Raw genomic sequence first — 14242 nt, forward strand, 5'->3', positions numbered from 1 at the left:
AGTAATTACTTGAGTTCGACTTTTGCACCAGCAGCTTCAAGCTTCTTTTTGATTTCTTCAGCTTCAGCTTTGTTAACGCCTTCTTTGACGTTTTGTGGCGCGCCCTCGACGAGGTCTTTCGCTTCTTTCAGACCAAGGCCAGTGATTGCACGAACCTCTTTAATCACTTCAATTTTCTTATCACCAGCCGCTGACAAAACAACTGTGAATTCAGTCTTTTCTTCAGCAGGCGCTTCAGCAGCCATACCTGCAACAGCAGCTACAGCAACAGGAGCAGCGGCACTAACGCCCCATTTCTCTTCAAGCATTTTTGAAAGTTCAGCAGCTTCAATAACTGTGAGCGCTGAAAGTTGATCAACAATTTTTTCCAGATTTGCAGACATTTCTATATCTCCTTAAAGTTCGCAATTCTTAGGCTGTTTTTCCATAAGCGGCAAAAACGCGGGCTAATTGACCTGCAGGGGCTTGTACCACACCAGCAATACGTGTCGCTGGAGTTGTAATAATACCCACAAGTTTAGCACGGAGTTCATCAAGGGAAGGCAATTTGGAGAGATTTTCGATCGCTTTCACGTCAAGAGTCTGACCATTAAATACCCCGCCTACAACTTTGAGTTTTTCATTTTTATTGGCAAACTCAACTGCAACTTTCGCAACTCCAACGGGATCTTGCGAACAAGCAATTGCTGTAGGACCTGTCAAAAGAGATGACAATGCAGCGCATTGTGTCCCTTCGACAGCAAGACGAACGAGCGTGTTTTTGGCCACTTTGTAGGATGCTCCGGCACTCCGCATTTTACGACGAAGATCATTCACTTCATCAACTGTCAAACCCAATTGTTGAGTGACAATGACGATGGAAGAGGCTTCGACGCCTTCGCGAAGTGTAGAGACCAGTTCTACTTTTTGGCTACGATCCACGGAACGTCTCCATAGTTATGGCGCGGATGAGCAAGTCATCAGAGCCGGGTTACGACAAAAAGACAGAGGAGACTCCTCTGCCGTTTCCTGCCCGTGAAAATCGAACTTTAAGAGTTTCCTCTCACTCGACTCTCCCGTCTGTGTTGGGGCGTTTCCGCATTACTCCGGTTGCTCGGACCCGACAGTCTTGGACAGGTTTGAGGCTCAAAAATGAGCCTCACCTGGCTGCTGTTATACAGCCAAATTTTAGAAAAGCAATAGTTTTAAGCGAAGTCGCCAATCTCAACCTTAACGCCAGGACCCATAGTAGAAGAAAGTGTCACGCGCTTAACGTAAGCACCTTTGATTCCCACAGGGCGAGCTTTGTTCAAAGCGTCCATCAATGCACGAACGTTCGTCTCAAGATCAGCCTCAGAAAAACTTGCCTTGCCCACGCCTGCGTGAATAATACCTGCTTTTTCAGCGCGGAATTCAATTTGTCCACCTTTGGCAGCTTTTACGGCTTCCGCCACATCCATGGTCACCGTACCCAATTTTGGGTTTGGCATCAAACCACGAGGACCTAAAACTTTACCCAATCGTCCCACAAGCCCCATCATATCGGGAGTGGCGATGCAACGATCAAAGTTCATTTCACCATTTTGAATTTTCTCAGCCAAATCATCAGCACCGACGAGATCCGCACCTGCGTCCATAGCCTCTTTGACTTTGTCGCCTTTTGCAAAAACGGCCACGCGCAGAACTTTACCTGTTCCCGCAGGAAGCTGAACCACACCGCGAAGACTTTGATCCGCCTTACGTGGGTCGATATTGAGATTGATTGCAACTTCAACAGTTTCATCAAACTTTGTTTTTGCGCGCTCTTTCACCATTTTCAAGGCATCTTTTAAGGAGTAGATGCTATTTGGATCTAAACCTTCATAAGCTTTTTTCAAACGTTTTCCAACTTTTGCCATGATTCTTACTCCGTAACCTCGATACCCATTGAACGTGCAGAACCAATAATCATTTGAGACGCCGCCTCAATGTCATTGGCATTTAAATCTGGCATTTTCAGCTCAGCAATTTCACGCACTTGCTTCATTGTGATTTGACCCGCTTTTGCAAGTCCTGGGGTTTTAGACCCCTTCGCCAATCCAGCAGCTTTCTTAATGAAATAGCTGTTTGGTGGAGTTTTCGTCACAAAACTAAAGGTACGATCAGCATAAGCAGTAATGACCACGGGAATTGGCATACCTGGTTCCATATTTTGCGTTGCCGCATTGAACGCCTTACAGAATTCCATGATGTTCAAACCACGTTGACCCAATGCAGGTCCTACGGGCGGAGACGGATTCGCCTTACCAGCACCGATTTGGAGTTTAATGTATCCAACAACTTTTTTTGCCATAATATATCCTCTTTTAAATGATTAAGAGTTTGCGGTACGGCTTTGGCAGGCCTCCCGCAGGTGATAGTTAGATTTCGCTAACTAAACTTTTTCAACTTGCGTGTATTCCAAATCCACAGGAGTTGCACGACCAAAGATTGAAACAGAAACCTTGAGACGTGACTTGTCTGGATCCACTTCCTCTACCACACCCGTGAAAGTTGAGAATGGCCCATCACAAACGCGGACTTGCTCACCAATTTCATAAGCAGAAACAGAACGAGGACGCTCCACACCTTCTTGAACTTGCGCCAAAATTCGATCGATTTCTGCAGGACTCACCGGGAAGGGCTTACCCCGCCCCCCCAAAAATCCAGAAACCTTCGGCGTATTTTTGACCAAATGCCAAGCATCATCCGTCATCATCATTTTGATGAGGATATAACCTGGGAAGAATTTTCTTTCAGTCGCAACTTTTGCGCCTTTCTTCACTTCAATAACTTCTTCAGTCGGCACCAATATTTGCTCAATTTGATCCGATAAACCTTTTTTTTCGGCTTGCTCACGAATATTATCCGCGACTTTTTTCTCAAAGCCGGAATAAACGTTTACAACATACCAAAGGGCGGAATTTAACATCGCCTATTCTTATCCCCACATCCCTAAAACGTATTTCACAACTGTAGACAACACTTGGTCTACAAGCAAAAAATAAGTCGCACAAATGAAAACCATAATGAACACGAGAATCGTAGTCACGACAGTTTCCTTACGGGTCGGCCACGTCACGCGCGAGATTTCTTGACGGACTTCCCGTCCAAATTCCATGGGTGTTGTTTTCACTGTATCACCTTATTTCTCTCATATGGACAATCCTCATAACAGATGATCTTCTAATTGACAATTAAAAAATGCTGTGACCTCCATCGCATCCTCTGAAAAAATTTTAGGGAGATGATAGATTATTTTCAGTTTTTAGAAACGACACATCAGTCTACTACACGAGTTACGCAGTTTGCAGCAAAAGGGTGGGAATCTAAGCGAAAGACATGAGTTTTGTTATTTCTCTAGAGATATCATGCTTAATAACATCCCACTGCTGCTGATAAAAAGAGAAGCCTCCAGCAAGTCGTCTTTTAAATCTTTGAATCCAAGCCGAAATGGCAAGAAATATATGATTTCTTTGGGCTCGTCCCGTGCGAGACTGACAGCGTTCAAGACCGCATGTTTGCTTTAATTCCCGATGATAAACTTCGATTTTCCAACGCGATTTCATGACCAGTTCAATATGATCACGAGAGGGATTATCCCTATTGGTTCCGATATAATCCGTGCGACCGTTTTTGGCAACAAACCGGAAAACAGTAATCCATCCATATCCGCGTAAGTGAACTTTCAGTCCTTCATCTGGAATGTCCAGCTTTTCAAGAGTTTCTCCACGATTCACTTTCCTGTTTTTCTTCAACCCCATCACCCATGTCCAGCCTATGGATTCAATGGCCTTCAGATTATTCAAGCTCGAGTACCAAGCGTCTGCAACCACGTCATCCGGATTTATCCCTCTGTCTTGAGCCAGCTTTAACATTTCCCTGAAATGGTCATTCTTGCTTTTGCCATCGCTGGCTTTATCATAAATACGATAATCAACAGGAATAGAGTCATGACTCCTCAGGCCATGCCATACCAAATTGACAAGACCTATCCCCGCAATAACATCATGGGCATTCCCAGAATACTGATAATGCACAAGCTCTATCTTCTCGCTCCGATTTTTATCCAAAATTGTATCGTCACATACTAAAAAACAAGGTTCTTTCTTGTTAATAAGAGATTGAGTAAGATTCCACACTCCGCTCGGACGCAATGCACTAGAACTCAACCATCGATTGACGCTGTCATGCGACAATGGAATCGGTGACACCTCCGAAAGTGCCAACCCTGAATAGCGCACACTGCTGGCTTGTAAAAATGAACGATAAAGTGATTTTGTGCATTTGTGTCGAGACATCATTTCTTCTCATTTAATAAATATTCCCTCTCACCTTATCTCTTCTCTCTTCTCCTGCAAACTGCGTAACTCGTGTACTAGTTCTCAAGATGTTTAACACTGAGAAGCGCTTCTCTCGACAAAACGTTTACATTCCCCTCTCGCGGAAATTTTCAGACTGTGTTATAATTCAACTATGTCACAAAATGTTATGCAAGCAATGTCGTTAGATTCCAATTCATACGGAAGAACACCCGTATCTCACGCCCAACTTCCTGAGGTTTTTCGCAATTCCTACGCGTCTTTAAATGAGCCTCAAAAACAAGCCGTTGAGGCCATTGACGGCGCCGTTTTGGTTTTAGCAGGTGCAGGAACAGGAAAAACACGAGTTCTGATAACGCGCCTTGCCAATATTCTTCTTTCTCAAAAAGCTCGGCCTCATCAAGTTTTGGCAGTAACTTTTACGAACAAGGCATCCCTTGAAATGCGGGAGCGAATTAGTCATCTCTTAGGATTGCCTACAGAAGGATTATGGCTCGGGACGTTTCATTCAATTGCCGTTCGCATTTTACGTTATCACGCCGAACTCGCAGGCCTTCAGAGCAGTTTCACGATTCTAGATGCCGATGACCAATTGCGTCTTTTAAAACAATTGATGAAGGCCGAGGATATTGACGATAAAAAATATCCTCCGCGCATTATAGGGGGCATTATCAGCCGTTGGAAAGATCGGGCACTTTTGCCAGATCAAATTAATAGTCACGAATTTCGTTCGGACAGTTACGAAGTCATAGCGTTGAAAATTTACCGCGAATATCAAGCTCGCTTGAAGATTTTAAATGCGGTGGATTTTGGAGATTTGCTCCTTTTAAATTTAAAACTTTTCAATGAGCATCCTGATATTCTCAACCGCTATCGCAACCAATTTCAGTATATCATGGTAGATGAGTATCAAGATACCAACGTAGCCCAATACTTGTGGTTACGACTTTTGGCACAAGGTCATGGAAATATATGTTGCGTAGGCGATGACGATCAATCCATCTATGGATGGCGCGGAGCGGAAGTGGGAAACATCCTCAAATTTGAGAAGGATTTTCCGGGCGCCGTTGTAATTCGCTTAGAGCAAAATTATCGCTCCTCTGCCCATATTTTGGCGGCAGCGTCTACCCTTATTTCTCAAAACACCGATCGATTAGGAAAAACTCTTTGGACCTCAGAAGCTAAAGGAGAACCCGTCATTGTCCGCGGTGTTTGGGACGGCGAGGAAGAGGCCCGTGTAATTGGTGAAGAAATTGAATCCTTCCACCGCAAAGGCTATAAACTTTCAGATATTGCCATCCTTGTCCGTGCCGGTTTTCAAACCCGTGAGTTTGAGGATCGCTTTATCAAAACAGGAATTCCTTATAAAGTTATTGGAGGACCTCGTTTTTATGAGCGCCAAGAAATCCGAGATGCTTTGGCGTATTTAAGGATTTTGGTACAACCTCAAGATAGTTTAGCCTTTGAACGGATTATCAATACGCCCCGACGTGGCATTGGAAATACAACTCTTCAAACACTTCATCAGTATGCGCGGATTGAACAAATTTCTATGACAGAAGCCGCACATCGCTTGATGGATACGGACGAAGTCAAAGGCAAGGCGAAGCTATCACTACAAACATTTTTCAGAGATTTGACACGGTGGCGTTCGTTACTTTCGACAACTCCCCATGGTGAAGTTGCCCGCATCGTTTTGGATGAATCTGGATATACCGCAATGTGGCAACAAGAAAAAACGCCGGATTCCGCAGGGCGTCTCGAGAACTTGAAAGAGTTAGTCGGCGCCATTGATGAATTTGAAACGCTTCCTGGATTTTTAGAGCATGTCAGTTTGGTCATGGAAAATGCCAATCAATCTGGGGGAGAAATGGTTAGTATTATGACTCTTCACAGCGCCAAGGGACTTGAGTTTAAAGCCGTCTTTTTGGCGGGTTGGGAAGAAGCGCTTTTTCCGCATCCCCGGTCTTTGGATGAAAATGGGGCTACAGGTCTTCAAGAGGAACGGCGATTGGCTTATGTGGGACTTACCCGTGCACGGGAAATTGCGATTGTGACTTATGCCGCCAATCGTCGAATTCACAATCAATGGCAAACCAGCCTCCCCTCCCGATTTATCCAAGAATTGCCCAACGAACATATTACCATTATCGGACAACCCGGACTTTATCGCGGGAATCGGTCCCATCAGGTTTCGAATCCGCGGTATGAATCATCACCTGTCATTCCTTTTACAAAGACCAAAGAAAAAACTTTTGAAATTGGAAAACGTGTTTTTCATATGAAGTTTGGCTATGGCTATGTTCAAGGCATTGATGGGGACAAACTCGAGATTGCTTTTGATCATTCCGGCTTCAAGAAAGTTGTGGCTAGCTTTGTGGAGCCTGCATGATGACCCCTCCTCCTCTTTGGCAAGTTCGTTTTTATTGCCCTGCATCTTTTTCTGAAACCTTCGCTGAAGCTTTTGAAGACGAGGCAGCAGCCACTTCGTGGATTGGAGAAGATGAAGATTCGGAGTGGTTGGTCGAACTAATTTTTGAAGAGGAACCCTCCTCAAAACTCATCCAAGAAAAAATCTCCAATCTTGAAAATCAATGGGATACAAAAATCTCTGAATTTTCTTTGACACCTGTTCCTCAAAAGGATTGGGTGCTTGCGACTTATCAGCAATTCCCGCCGTTGAAATTGGGCCAATTTTATGTCTATGGATCCCATGTGGAAGAAACACCCCCCTCGGATATGCACTCCATTTTAGTGGATGCAGCCACAGCTTTTGGATCGGGTCAACACAGCACAACAGCAGGATGTCTTTTGATCTTGGATCAATTAGCACCACTTAATCCCAAAACGGCCTTGGATATGGGATGTGGTTCTGGCATTTTAGCCCTTGCCATGGCCTCTCTTTGGGCGTGCCCTATTTTGGCATGTGATAATGATTTTGAAGCAGTGCGTGTCACTCAAGAAAATGCAATTTTAAACAAACTTGATGATCACCTTCAGTCATTTCAAAGTGAGGGATTTGCATCTCCTCGTTTAAAAGAAGAAGGGCCCTTTGAAATCATCACCGCCAATATTTTAGCAGGTCCACTGATCGAAATGGCAGGAGATATGCGCATCCATACGACTTTAGGCGGCAAGATTGTGCTATCAGGACTTCTCATCACTCAAGCGCCTCAAGTCATTGTGGCGTATGAAGCCCAAGGATTCCGACTCCTTGAGGAAAAACCCATTCAAGAATGGATGACACTTTTGATGGAGAGATCTCAATGACACGCATCAAGGAATTGCAAAAAGTTTTGAAAGAAAAAGGCGTGGATGCGTTTTTTGTCCCTCGCACGGATGAATTTCAAAGTGAGTACGTAGGGCCTTATGCAGAACGTCTTCAATGGCTGACTGGATTTACAGGATCTGCAGGATCCGCCATCGTAATGAATCAAAAAGCTGCGTTTTTTACAGATGGTCGCTATACCACGAGTTACGCAGTTTGCAGCAAAAGGGTGGGAATCTAAGCGAAAGACATGAGTTTTGTTATTTCTCTAGAGATATCATGCTTAATAACATCCCACTGCTGCTGATAAAAAGAGAAGCCTCCAGCAAGTCGTCTTTTAAATCTTTGAATCCAAGCCGAAATGGCAAGAAATATATGATTTCTTTGGGCTCGTCCCGTGCGAGACTGACAGCGTTCAAGACCGCATGTTTGCTTTAATTCCCGATGATAAACTTCGATTTTCCAACGCGATTTCATGACCAGTTCAATATGATCACGAGAGGGATTATCCCTATTGGTTCCGATATAATCCGTGCGACCGTTTTTGGCAACAAACCGGAAAACAGTAATCCATCCATATCCGCGTAAGTGAACTTTCAGTCCTTCATCTGGAATGTCCAGCTTTTCAAGAGTTTCTCCACGATTCACTTTCCTGTTTTTCTTCAACCCCATCACCCATGTCCAGCCTATGGATTCAATGGCCTTCAGATTATTCAAGCTCGAGTACCAAGCGTCTGCAACCACGTCATCCGGATTTATCCCTCTGTCTTGAGCCAGCTTTAACATTTCCCTGAAATGGTCATTCTTGCTTTTGCCATCGCTGGCTTTATCATAAATACGATAATCAACAGGAATAGAGTCATGACTCCTCAGGCCATGCCATACCAAATTGACAAGACCTATCCCCGCAATAACATCATGGGCATTCCCAGAATACTGATAATGCACAAGCTCTATCTTCTCGCTCCGATTTTTATCCAAAATTGTATCGTCACATACTAAAAAACAAGGTTCTTTCTTGTTAATAAGAGATTGAGTAAGATTCCACACTCCGCTCGGACGCAATGCACTAGAACTCAACCATCGATTGACGCTGTCATGCGACAATGGAATCGGTGACACCTCCGAAAGTGCCAACCCTGAATAGCGCACACTGCTGGCTTGTAAAAATGAACGATAAAGTGATTTTGTGCATTTGTGTCGAGACATCATTTCTTCTCATTTAATAAATATTCCCTCTCACCTTATCTCTTCTCTCTTCTCCTGCAAACTGCGTAACTCGTGCCAAAAACGGTCGCACGGATTATATCGGAACCAATAGGGATAATCCCTCTCGTGATCATATTGAACTGGTCATGAAATCGCGTTGGAAAATCGAAGTTTATCATCGGGAATTAAAGCAAACATGCGGTCTTGAACGCTGTCAGTCTCGCACGGGACGAGCCCAAAGAAATCATATATTTCTTGCCATTTCGGCTTGGATTCAAAGATTTAAAAGACGACTTGCTGGAGGCTTCTCTTTTTATCAGCAGCAGTGGGATGTTATTAAGCATGATATCTCTAGAGAAATAACAAAACTCATGTCTTTCGCTTAGATTCCCACCCTTTTGCTGCAAACTGCGTAACTCGTGCTGGGGAGTGGCAGACACGAAGGCAATCCCAAGCGCAGCATTGGCTTGAGGAGGAAATGAAAGCACTATTGTGGCAAAAAATTCAAACGGCGTGGGATGCTGAAATTCAAAAATCCCTTACGTTAATCAAAGACAAAAAATCCACCCCCTCTCAAGAGGCGCAAAGAATTATTTGCGAAAATGGGGGACACATTCAAGTATGAAGTCCAACACGGTGTGAACCTCCACGGGGCAAGCCCCGTGGTATCTCGTTGGCCTAAAGGCCAAGTTCAAGCTGCGCTTGCCTCATATCACTAATTATATGAGGGGCGCTTCATCCATGGGACAAGCCCCATGGTTTTATGCGCGTATAAATGAGCTTAAAAAGCGCAGATTCACTGCTAAAAGCGCCCTTTGTTTTAGTCACGAGTTACGCAGTTTGCAGGAGAAGAGAGAAGAGATAAGGTGAGAGGGAATATTTATTAAATGAGAAGAAATGATGTCTCGACACAAATGCACAAAATCACTTTATCGTTCATTTTTACAAGCCAGCAGTGTGCGCTATTCAGGGTTGGCACTTTCGGAGGTGTCACCGATTCCATTGTCGCATGACAGCGTCAATCGATGGTTGAGTTCTAGTGCATTGCGTCCGAGCGGAGTGTGGAATCTTACTCAATCTCTTATTAACAAGAAAGAACCTTGTTTTTTAGTATGTGACGATACAATTTTGGATAAAAATCGGAGCGAGAAGATAGAGCTTGTGCATTATCAGTATTCTGGGAATGCCCATGATGTTATTGCGGGGATAGGTCTTGTCAATTTGGTATGGCATGGCCTGAGGAGTCATGACTCTATTCCTGTTGATTATCGTATTTATGATAAAGCCAGCGATGGCAAAAGCAAGAATGACCATTTCAGGGAAATGTTAAAGCTGGCTCAAGACAGAGGGATAAATCCGGATGACGTGGTTGCAGACGCTTGGTACTCGAGCTTGAATAATCTGAAGGCCATTGAATCCATAGGCTGGACATGGGTGATGGGGTTGAAGAAAAACAGGAAAGTGAATCGTGGAGAAACTCTTGAAAAGCTGGACATTCCAGATGAAGGACTGAAAGTTCACTTACGCGGATATGGATGGATTACTGTTTTCCGGTTTGTTGCCAAAAACGGTCGCACGGATTATATCGGAACCAATAGGGATAATCCCTCTCGTGATCATATTGAACTGGTCATGAAATCGCGTTGGAAAATCGAAGTTTATCATCGGGAATTAAAGCAAACATGCGGTCTTGAACGCTGTCAGTCTCGCACGGGACGAGCCCAAAGAAATCATATATTTCTTGCCATTTCGGCTTGGATTCAAAGATTTAAAAGACGACTTGCTGGAGGCTTCTCTTTTTATCAGCAGCAGTGGGATGTTATTAAGCATGATATCTCTAGAGAAATAACAAAACTCATGTCTTTCGCTTAGATTCCCACCCTTTTGCTGCAAACTGCGTAACTCGTGTTAATATTCGAGGCCGTGACCTTCCTCATACCCCCGTCGTACAGTCTTATGCTATTTTGAATCAAGACGGAAAAGCGGATCTTTTTATGGATCTTCAAAAAATGCAGGGGTCCACATTTGTTCATTTGGGTCCTGATGTGCGCGTGATCGATCGCAAAATGATGGCGCATCATATGAGACAAATCTCAAAAGAAACCGTTGTTCAAATTGATCCTACAACCACACCTTTAGCGCTCGTTCATCTGATGGAAGATGCAGGGATTCAAATTTATGAATCTCAAGATCCGTGCGTACCTTTAAAGGCCATTAAAAACGAGATCGAGATTCAAGGCATGAGGAGATGCCATATCCGCGATGGGGCCGCACTCACACGGTTTTTGGCCTGGTTGGACCGTTCTTTTGGCACGGAAGAAATCACAGAAATCTCCGCCTCTAATAAGCTTGAGGAATTTCGAAAAGAAGGACTGTTCTTTATGGGGCTCAGTTTTGATACAATTTCGGCAATGGGTCCTCATGGCGCCATTGTGCATTATCGGGCAACGCCTGAATCAGACAGCCCACTTTCTCAAGGTATTTATTTACTAGATTCCGGTGCGCAATATTTGGATGGTACCACGGATGTTACCCGCACCATTGCTTTGGGAACACCCACTCAAGAGCAAAAGGAAAATTTTACCCGCGTTCTGAAAGGGCACATTGCTTTGGCCTCTGCCAAATTCCCCGAAGGCACCACAGGGGCACAGTTGGACGTTTTGGCGCGTTTAGCCCTTTGGAAAGAAGGTCTCGACTATGATCATGGAACGGGGCATGGTGTGGGAAGCTATCTTAATGTTCATGAAGGACCTCAGTCAATCTCAAAGGCGAGCCGAGACGTCCCACTTCAACCTGGCATGATTCTTTCCAATGAGCCCGGATATTACAAAACAAACGCATATGGCATCCGTATTGAGAGCCTGGTGGTTGTTAAATCTGAGCCCACTCTTTCTGAGCAAAAGCCATTTTACGGCTTTGAAACAATCACCTGTGCGCCCATTGATAGAAATTTAATTATCTCCGAAATGCTCACGGCATCGGAAAAAGACTGGTTGAATTCCTACCATACTTGGGTTTATGAAACCCTTCTGGAATTTATGGATGCCTCAGAATCCGCGTGGTTGAAATCTGTAACTGAGGCACTATGATCATGCCGCGTTTGTCTTATGCCATTCTGCTTTACAAGGAAAAAGAAACCTTCCAAAATCTCATTGATCAAATTTACGGGACGCCCCATTCCTTTGAAGTTCGTATTGTTTTGGATGGAGAAAATCCAGAAATTTTAGCCCTTCTCGATGAGTATCAACAAATAAAGCCTCATTTTCACGTCTATCAACGTCCCCTCAATAAAGACTTTTCGGCGCAAAGAAATTTCATCGCCTCCCATTGTCAAGGTGATTACATCGTCCGCATTGATGCAGATGAATTGATGCCTTACGAATTTCTCGAAAATACAGATCACTACCTCAAAATTTTTGATGAAAATGAATATGACTCCATCTGGATGCCGCGGATTAATTTTACAGGTATTATCCCTGAAGAAGTAATCAAGCGTGATCGCCTTCAAGTCAATGAAAAGGGCTGGGTTAATTTCCCCGACATGCAATTAAAGATTTATAAAAATGCACCTTATTTATCGTGGACCAATACCGTACATGAGCGATTGGTTGGCGTCAAAAATGTCTACGAATTTCCATCAGAAGAAAAATATGCCATTTGGCACAATAAGCCTGCAGCCTCTCTCATTTCTTCCAATCAATTTTATCGCACTTTCAGATGGCGTCATTGGGAGAAACTAAAAAAATCAATTGGAAAGAGATGGAAACAAAAATGAAATGTCCAATTTGTGGTAAGCCTGAAGATGAAAAATTCAAACCCTTTTGCTCCAAAAGGTGCGCGGACATTGACCTGGCACATTGGCTCCGGGGAGATTATCGCCTCCCTTCCGAAGACGATGTTGTGCCTCAAGAGGAAGAAAATTCCGAAGAAGATGAATCTTGAGACTTGACGAAGTGATGTTAATTCCTATACCTCATACCTAGAGTTATGGATGGGTGGCCGAGCGGTTGAAGGCACCGGTCTTGAAAACCGGCAGACGTGCAAGCGTCTCGTGGGTTCGAATCCCACCCCATCCGCCATCCTGGGTTTGAAAAAACCAAGGATAAAACCCTAACGTAAAGAGCTACCTCATTAAAAACAGAAAATCATTCAAAATAAATCGCGCGTATTTCCCAGATTCTCGTCAATGAGCTTTTTTCCTGGAAGAGGACAAACCTGATTCTTGACAAAGACCCGTACTACACCAATACAAGTCTGAGAAAAAATTACATAAGCAGTAGTATGAGCTTGCACCGTCAATCACAATTGTATTTCCTCCACCGTTCGTCCATGAAACAGACGCTGGCACAGCCATGGTAATGGTCTGTTTATAGGGCGGAGCTATAACGGTTCGCTTTCCATTAGCATCTACGATTGTTACCGAACCTGCCGCCCAAAATTGATCGAGCGCAAAAAGGAAAGTACTTTGCGCGGATGCAATAAGATGAGGTGCTCCAGAAATCATAAGCACCAATAATGTGATTATTTTTTTAATTTTTAGCCTCATTTCATTATTGAAAAAAAATTTCTTTAATTAAAGGTTCAATGAAAAAATTTTTAATGTCAATACGTTTTAAATCCGGCCATCAGTTTTCTGTAAATTAAACTTTTCTTTTCCGCACAAATCGCCGATTCTCAGTATCGAGTCCAAGACAATTATGTGGGTTCCAAAAAGGTCCCGTACAAGCCCCTCGATACTGAGAACAACTATTCCAACATTTTTCTTGACACGTCACGCAGGCATTTGAACAGGCATCAAAACTACAGCCATTCCAAATCGCGCATGCAGTGCCTTCACAAGCATCCCAACATTGAAGACACGCTTGAGTCTGGGCTTCAATAGCGCCTAATCTGCAAAAAAGAAGACTCAATCCAAGCTTTATTATTTTTAATTTCATTGATGCGCCTCTATGATATTTTTTGTTATTTTTACACTGTTCAATACACAATATTAAATCACAGAAGTCGTCGATTAGGAAACGGAAAAAGCCCGCAAGTTGACGTTATCTTAACTCGTGAGCTTTTAGTATTACTCATCCATTCCGAGAATTTCTTTAAGCGCTTTTACAACATGTTTTTCAAGGGTGAACTTATCCATCTCCAACAGCTGATCTTGAATAGTGATGTCTTTACCATCATACTGAATCAATTCTTTCTGATTCTCATTGATCATTGCACGCGCCCAGATTGTAATATGGTTGGATTTGAGTGCATTTGGATTCTCGATCTTAAAATAGGTTTTATAAAACGTCTTAAAATCGCTATCCCTCAAAAGAAGTGCGAGATTGTTAAAGACAATACCAGGGATGGTTTTAAGGCGTTCAGTCTTATTTTTCTCAAGGTTAACTTTAAGCGCATCCCAATCTTCCAATAGGTTTTTCGAAAATGTCTTTGGCGTTACCATGTG

17 protein-coding genes, 1 tRNA gene and 1 pseudogene are annotated in these 14242 nt (G+C 43.5%); 10 read left to right on the forward strand and 9 right to left on the reverse strand.

Features of this window, described 5'->3' with window-relative positions; translation table 11 throughout:
• Positions 1–5: 5 nt before the first annotated feature.
• The 7 genes from rplL to Bealeia2_RS07045 all read right to left on the reverse strand — a co-directional run bounded on the left by rplL (position 6) and on the right by Bealeia2_RS07045 (position 4298).
• Entirely contained in the window at positions 6–383 is a 378-nt protein-coding gene (rplL, locus tag Bealeia2_RS07015; protein WP_331256347.1) for a 50S ribosomal protein L7/L12, read from the reverse strand.
• A gap of 28 nt (positions 384–411) precedes the next feature.
• Positions 412–921, reverse strand: a complete 510-nt coding sequence (gene rplJ, locus Bealeia2_RS07020) for a 50S ribosomal protein L10 (protein ID WP_331256348.1) — start codon at positions 919–921, stop codon at positions 412–414.
• Positions 922–1184: 263 nt separating this feature from the next.
• Positions 1185–1877 carry a 50S ribosomal protein L1 gene (gene rplA, locus Bealeia2_RS07025; protein WP_331256349.1) on the reverse strand — a complete coding sequence of 231 codons (693 nt, stop codon included), beginning with the start codon at positions 1875–1877 and terminating at the stop codon, positions 1185–1187.
• A 5-nt stretch (positions 1878–1882) separates the two neighbouring features.
• Complete coding sequence (gene rplK / locus Bealeia2_RS07030; protein WP_331256350.1) at positions 1883–2311, reverse strand: 50S ribosomal protein L11; 429 nt, start codon at positions 2309–2311, stop codon at positions 1883–1885.
• Between the two features lie 81 nt (positions 2312–2392).
• Complete coding sequence (nusG, locus tag Bealeia2_RS07035; RefSeq protein WP_331256351.1) at positions 2393–2929, reverse strand: transcription termination/antitermination protein NusG; 537 nt, start codon at positions 2927–2929, stop codon at positions 2393–2395.
• 9 nt (positions 2930–2938) lie between these two features.
• Positions 2939–3118 carry a preprotein translocase subunit SecE gene (secE, locus tag Bealeia2_RS07040; protein ID WP_414437867.1) on the reverse strand — a complete coding sequence of 60 codons (180 nt, stop codon included), beginning with the start codon at positions 3116–3118 and terminating at the stop codon, positions 2939–2941.
• A gap of 208 nt (positions 3119–3326) precedes the next feature.
• Positions 3327–4298: an IS701 family transposase gene (locus Bealeia2_RS07045; RefSeq protein WP_422388038.1), complete on the reverse strand. Its 972-nt coding sequence runs from the start codon at positions 4296–4298 to the stop codon at positions 3327–3329.
• Between the two features lie 175 nt (positions 4299–4473).
• On the opposite strand from Bealeia2_RS07045, the gene Bealeia2_RS07050 reads away from it, so the two are divergent.
• Genes Bealeia2_RS07050 through Bealeia2_RS07060 form a run of 3 tightly spaced genes read left to right on the forward strand, consistent with a single transcriptional unit; the run spans position 4474 to position 7828 of the window.
• Positions 4474–6711 carry an ATP-dependent helicase gene (locus tag Bealeia2_RS07050; protein ID WP_331256353.1) on the forward strand — a complete coding sequence of 746 codons (2238 nt, stop codon included), beginning with the start codon at positions 4474–4476 and terminating at the stop codon, positions 6709–6711.
• The gene (locus tag Bealeia2_RS07055; protein ID WP_331256354.1) at positions 6708–7589 is read left to right on the forward strand and encodes a 50S ribosomal protein L11 methyltransferase; all 882 of its coding nucleotides are present in this window, start codon (positions 6708–6710) and stop codon (positions 7587–7589) included. The genes Bealeia2_RS07050 and Bealeia2_RS07055 overlap by 4 nt, the downstream gene beginning before the upstream one ends.
• Positions 7586–7828 (forward strand): aminopeptidase P family N-terminal domain-containing protein, encoded by a 243-nt coding sequence (locus Bealeia2_RS07060; RefSeq protein ID WP_331256355.1) that lies wholly within the window; start codon positions 7586–7588, stop codon positions 7826–7828. Before Bealeia2_RS07055 ends, Bealeia2_RS07060 begins: the two co-directional genes overlap by 4 nt.
• Here Bealeia2_RS07060 and Bealeia2_RS07065 read toward each other — a convergent pair.
• On the reverse strand, positions 7825–8796 hold the full coding sequence (locus Bealeia2_RS07065) for an IS701 family transposase (protein WP_422388038.1): 972 nt from the start codon (positions 8794–8796) through the stop codon (positions 7825–7827). The genes Bealeia2_RS07060 and Bealeia2_RS07065 overlap by 4 nt on opposite strands.
• Positions 8797–8870: 74 nt before the next feature.
• On the opposite strand from Bealeia2_RS07065, the pseudogene Bealeia2_RS07070 reads away from it, so the two are divergent.
• From Bealeia2_RS07070 to Bealeia2_RS07100, 7 genes and pseudogenes are all read left to right on the forward strand, one after another.
• Positions 8871–9182: pseudogene (locus Bealeia2_RS07070) on the forward strand (transposase); the annotation flags it as partial.
• Between the two features lie 92 nt (positions 9183–9274).
• Entirely contained in the window at positions 9275–9421 is a 147-nt protein-coding gene (locus Bealeia2_RS07075; protein WP_331256356.1) for a hypothetical protein, read from the forward strand.
• A gap of 275 nt (positions 9422–9696) precedes the next feature.
• Positions 9697–10668 carry an IS701 family transposase gene (locus Bealeia2_RS07080; RefSeq protein WP_422388038.1) on the forward strand — a complete coding sequence of 324 codons (972 nt, stop codon included), beginning with the start codon at positions 9697–9699 and terminating at the stop codon, positions 10666–10668.
• Between the two features lie 41 nt (positions 10669–10709).
• A complete protein-coding gene (locus Bealeia2_RS07085) occupies positions 10710–11885 on the forward strand; it encodes an aminopeptidase family protein P (RefSeq protein ID WP_331256571.1) in 1176 nt (391 codons plus the stop codon).
• 2 nt (positions 11886–11887) lie between these two features.
• Positions 11888–12571 (forward strand): glycosyltransferase family 2 protein, encoded by a 684-nt coding sequence (locus Bealeia2_RS07090; protein WP_331256357.1) that lies wholly within the window; start codon positions 11888–11890, stop codon positions 12569–12571.
• Positions 12568–12738 carry a DNA gyrase inhibitor YacG gene (locus Bealeia2_RS07095; protein WP_331256358.1) on the forward strand — a complete coding sequence of 57 codons (171 nt, stop codon included), beginning with the start codon at positions 12568–12570 and terminating at the stop codon, positions 12736–12738. Before Bealeia2_RS07090 ends, Bealeia2_RS07095 begins: the two co-directional genes overlap by 4 nt.
• 47 nt (positions 12739–12785) lie before the next feature.
• Positions 12786–12875, forward strand: a tRNA-Ser gene (locus Bealeia2_RS07100).
• A 989-nt stretch (positions 12876–13864) separates the two neighbouring features.
• Here Bealeia2_RS07100 and Bealeia2_RS07105 read toward each other — a convergent pair.
• Positions 13865–14239 (reverse strand): hypothetical protein, encoded by a 375-nt coding sequence (locus Bealeia2_RS07105; protein WP_331256359.1) that lies wholly within the window; start codon positions 14237–14239, stop codon positions 13865–13867.
• Between the last annotated feature and the right edge of the window lie 3 nt (positions 14240–14242).

It is taken from the genome of Candidatus Bealeia paramacronuclearis (genome assembly GCF_035607555.1).
GTDB classification, from domain to species: domain Bacteria; phylum Pseudomonadota; class Alphaproteobacteria; order UBA9655; family UBA9655; genus Bealeia; species Bealeia paramacronuclearis.

Coding starts and splice junctions, on each gene's coding strand:
- rplL (WP_331256347.1), bottom strand. CDS start 383: ATGTCTGCAAATCTGGAAAAAATTGTTGATCAACTTTCAGCGCTCACA.
- rplA (WP_331256349.1), bottom strand. CDS start 1,877: ATGGCAAAAGTTGGAAAACGTTTGAAAAAAGCTTATGAAGGTTTAGAT.
- rplK (WP_331256350.1), bottom strand. CDS start 2,311: ATGGCAAAAAAAGTTGTTGGATACATTAAACTCCAAATCGGTGCTGGT.
- nusG (WP_331256351.1), bottom strand. CDS start 2,929: ATGTTAAATTCCGCCCTTTGGTATGTTGTAAACGTTTATTCCGGCTTT.
- secE (WP_414437867.1), bottom strand. CDS start 3,118: ATGGAATTTGGACGGGAAGTCCGTCAAGAAATCTCGCGCGTGACGTGG.
- Bealeia2_RS07045 (WP_422388038.1), bottom strand. CDS start 4,298: ATGTCTCGACACAAATGCACAAAATCACTTTATCGTTCATTTTTACAA.
- Bealeia2_RS07050 (WP_331256353.1), top strand. CDS start 4,474: ATGTCACAAAATGTTATGCAAGCAATGTCGTTAGATTCCAATTCATAC.
- Bealeia2_RS07055 (WP_331256354.1), top strand. CDS start 6,708: ATGATGACCCCTCCTCCTCTTTGGCAAGTTCGTTTTTATTGCCCTGCA.
- Bealeia2_RS07060 (WP_331256355.1), top strand. CDS start 7,586: ATGACACGCATCAAGGAATTGCAAAAAGTTTTGAAAGAAAAAGGCGTG.
- Bealeia2_RS07065 (WP_422388038.1), bottom strand. CDS start 8,796: ATGTCTCGACACAAATGCACAAAATCACTTTATCGTTCATTTTTACAA.
- Bealeia2_RS07075 (WP_331256356.1), top strand. CDS start 9,275: ATGAAAGCACTATTGTGGCAAAAAATTCAAACGGCGTGGGATGCTGAA.
- Bealeia2_RS07080 (WP_422388038.1), top strand. CDS start 9,697: ATGTCTCGACACAAATGCACAAAATCACTTTATCGTTCATTTTTACAA.
- Bealeia2_RS07090 (WP_331256357.1), top strand. CDS start 11,888: ATGCCGCGTTTGTCTTATGCCATTCTGCTTTACAAGGAAAAAGAAACC.
- Bealeia2_RS07095 (WP_331256358.1), top strand. CDS start 12,568: ATGAAATGTCCAATTTGTGGTAAGCCTGAAGATGAAAAATTCAAACCC.
- Bealeia2_RS07105 (WP_331256359.1), bottom strand. CDS start 14,239: ATGGTAACGCCAAAGACATTTTCGAAAAACCTATTGGAAGATTGGGAT.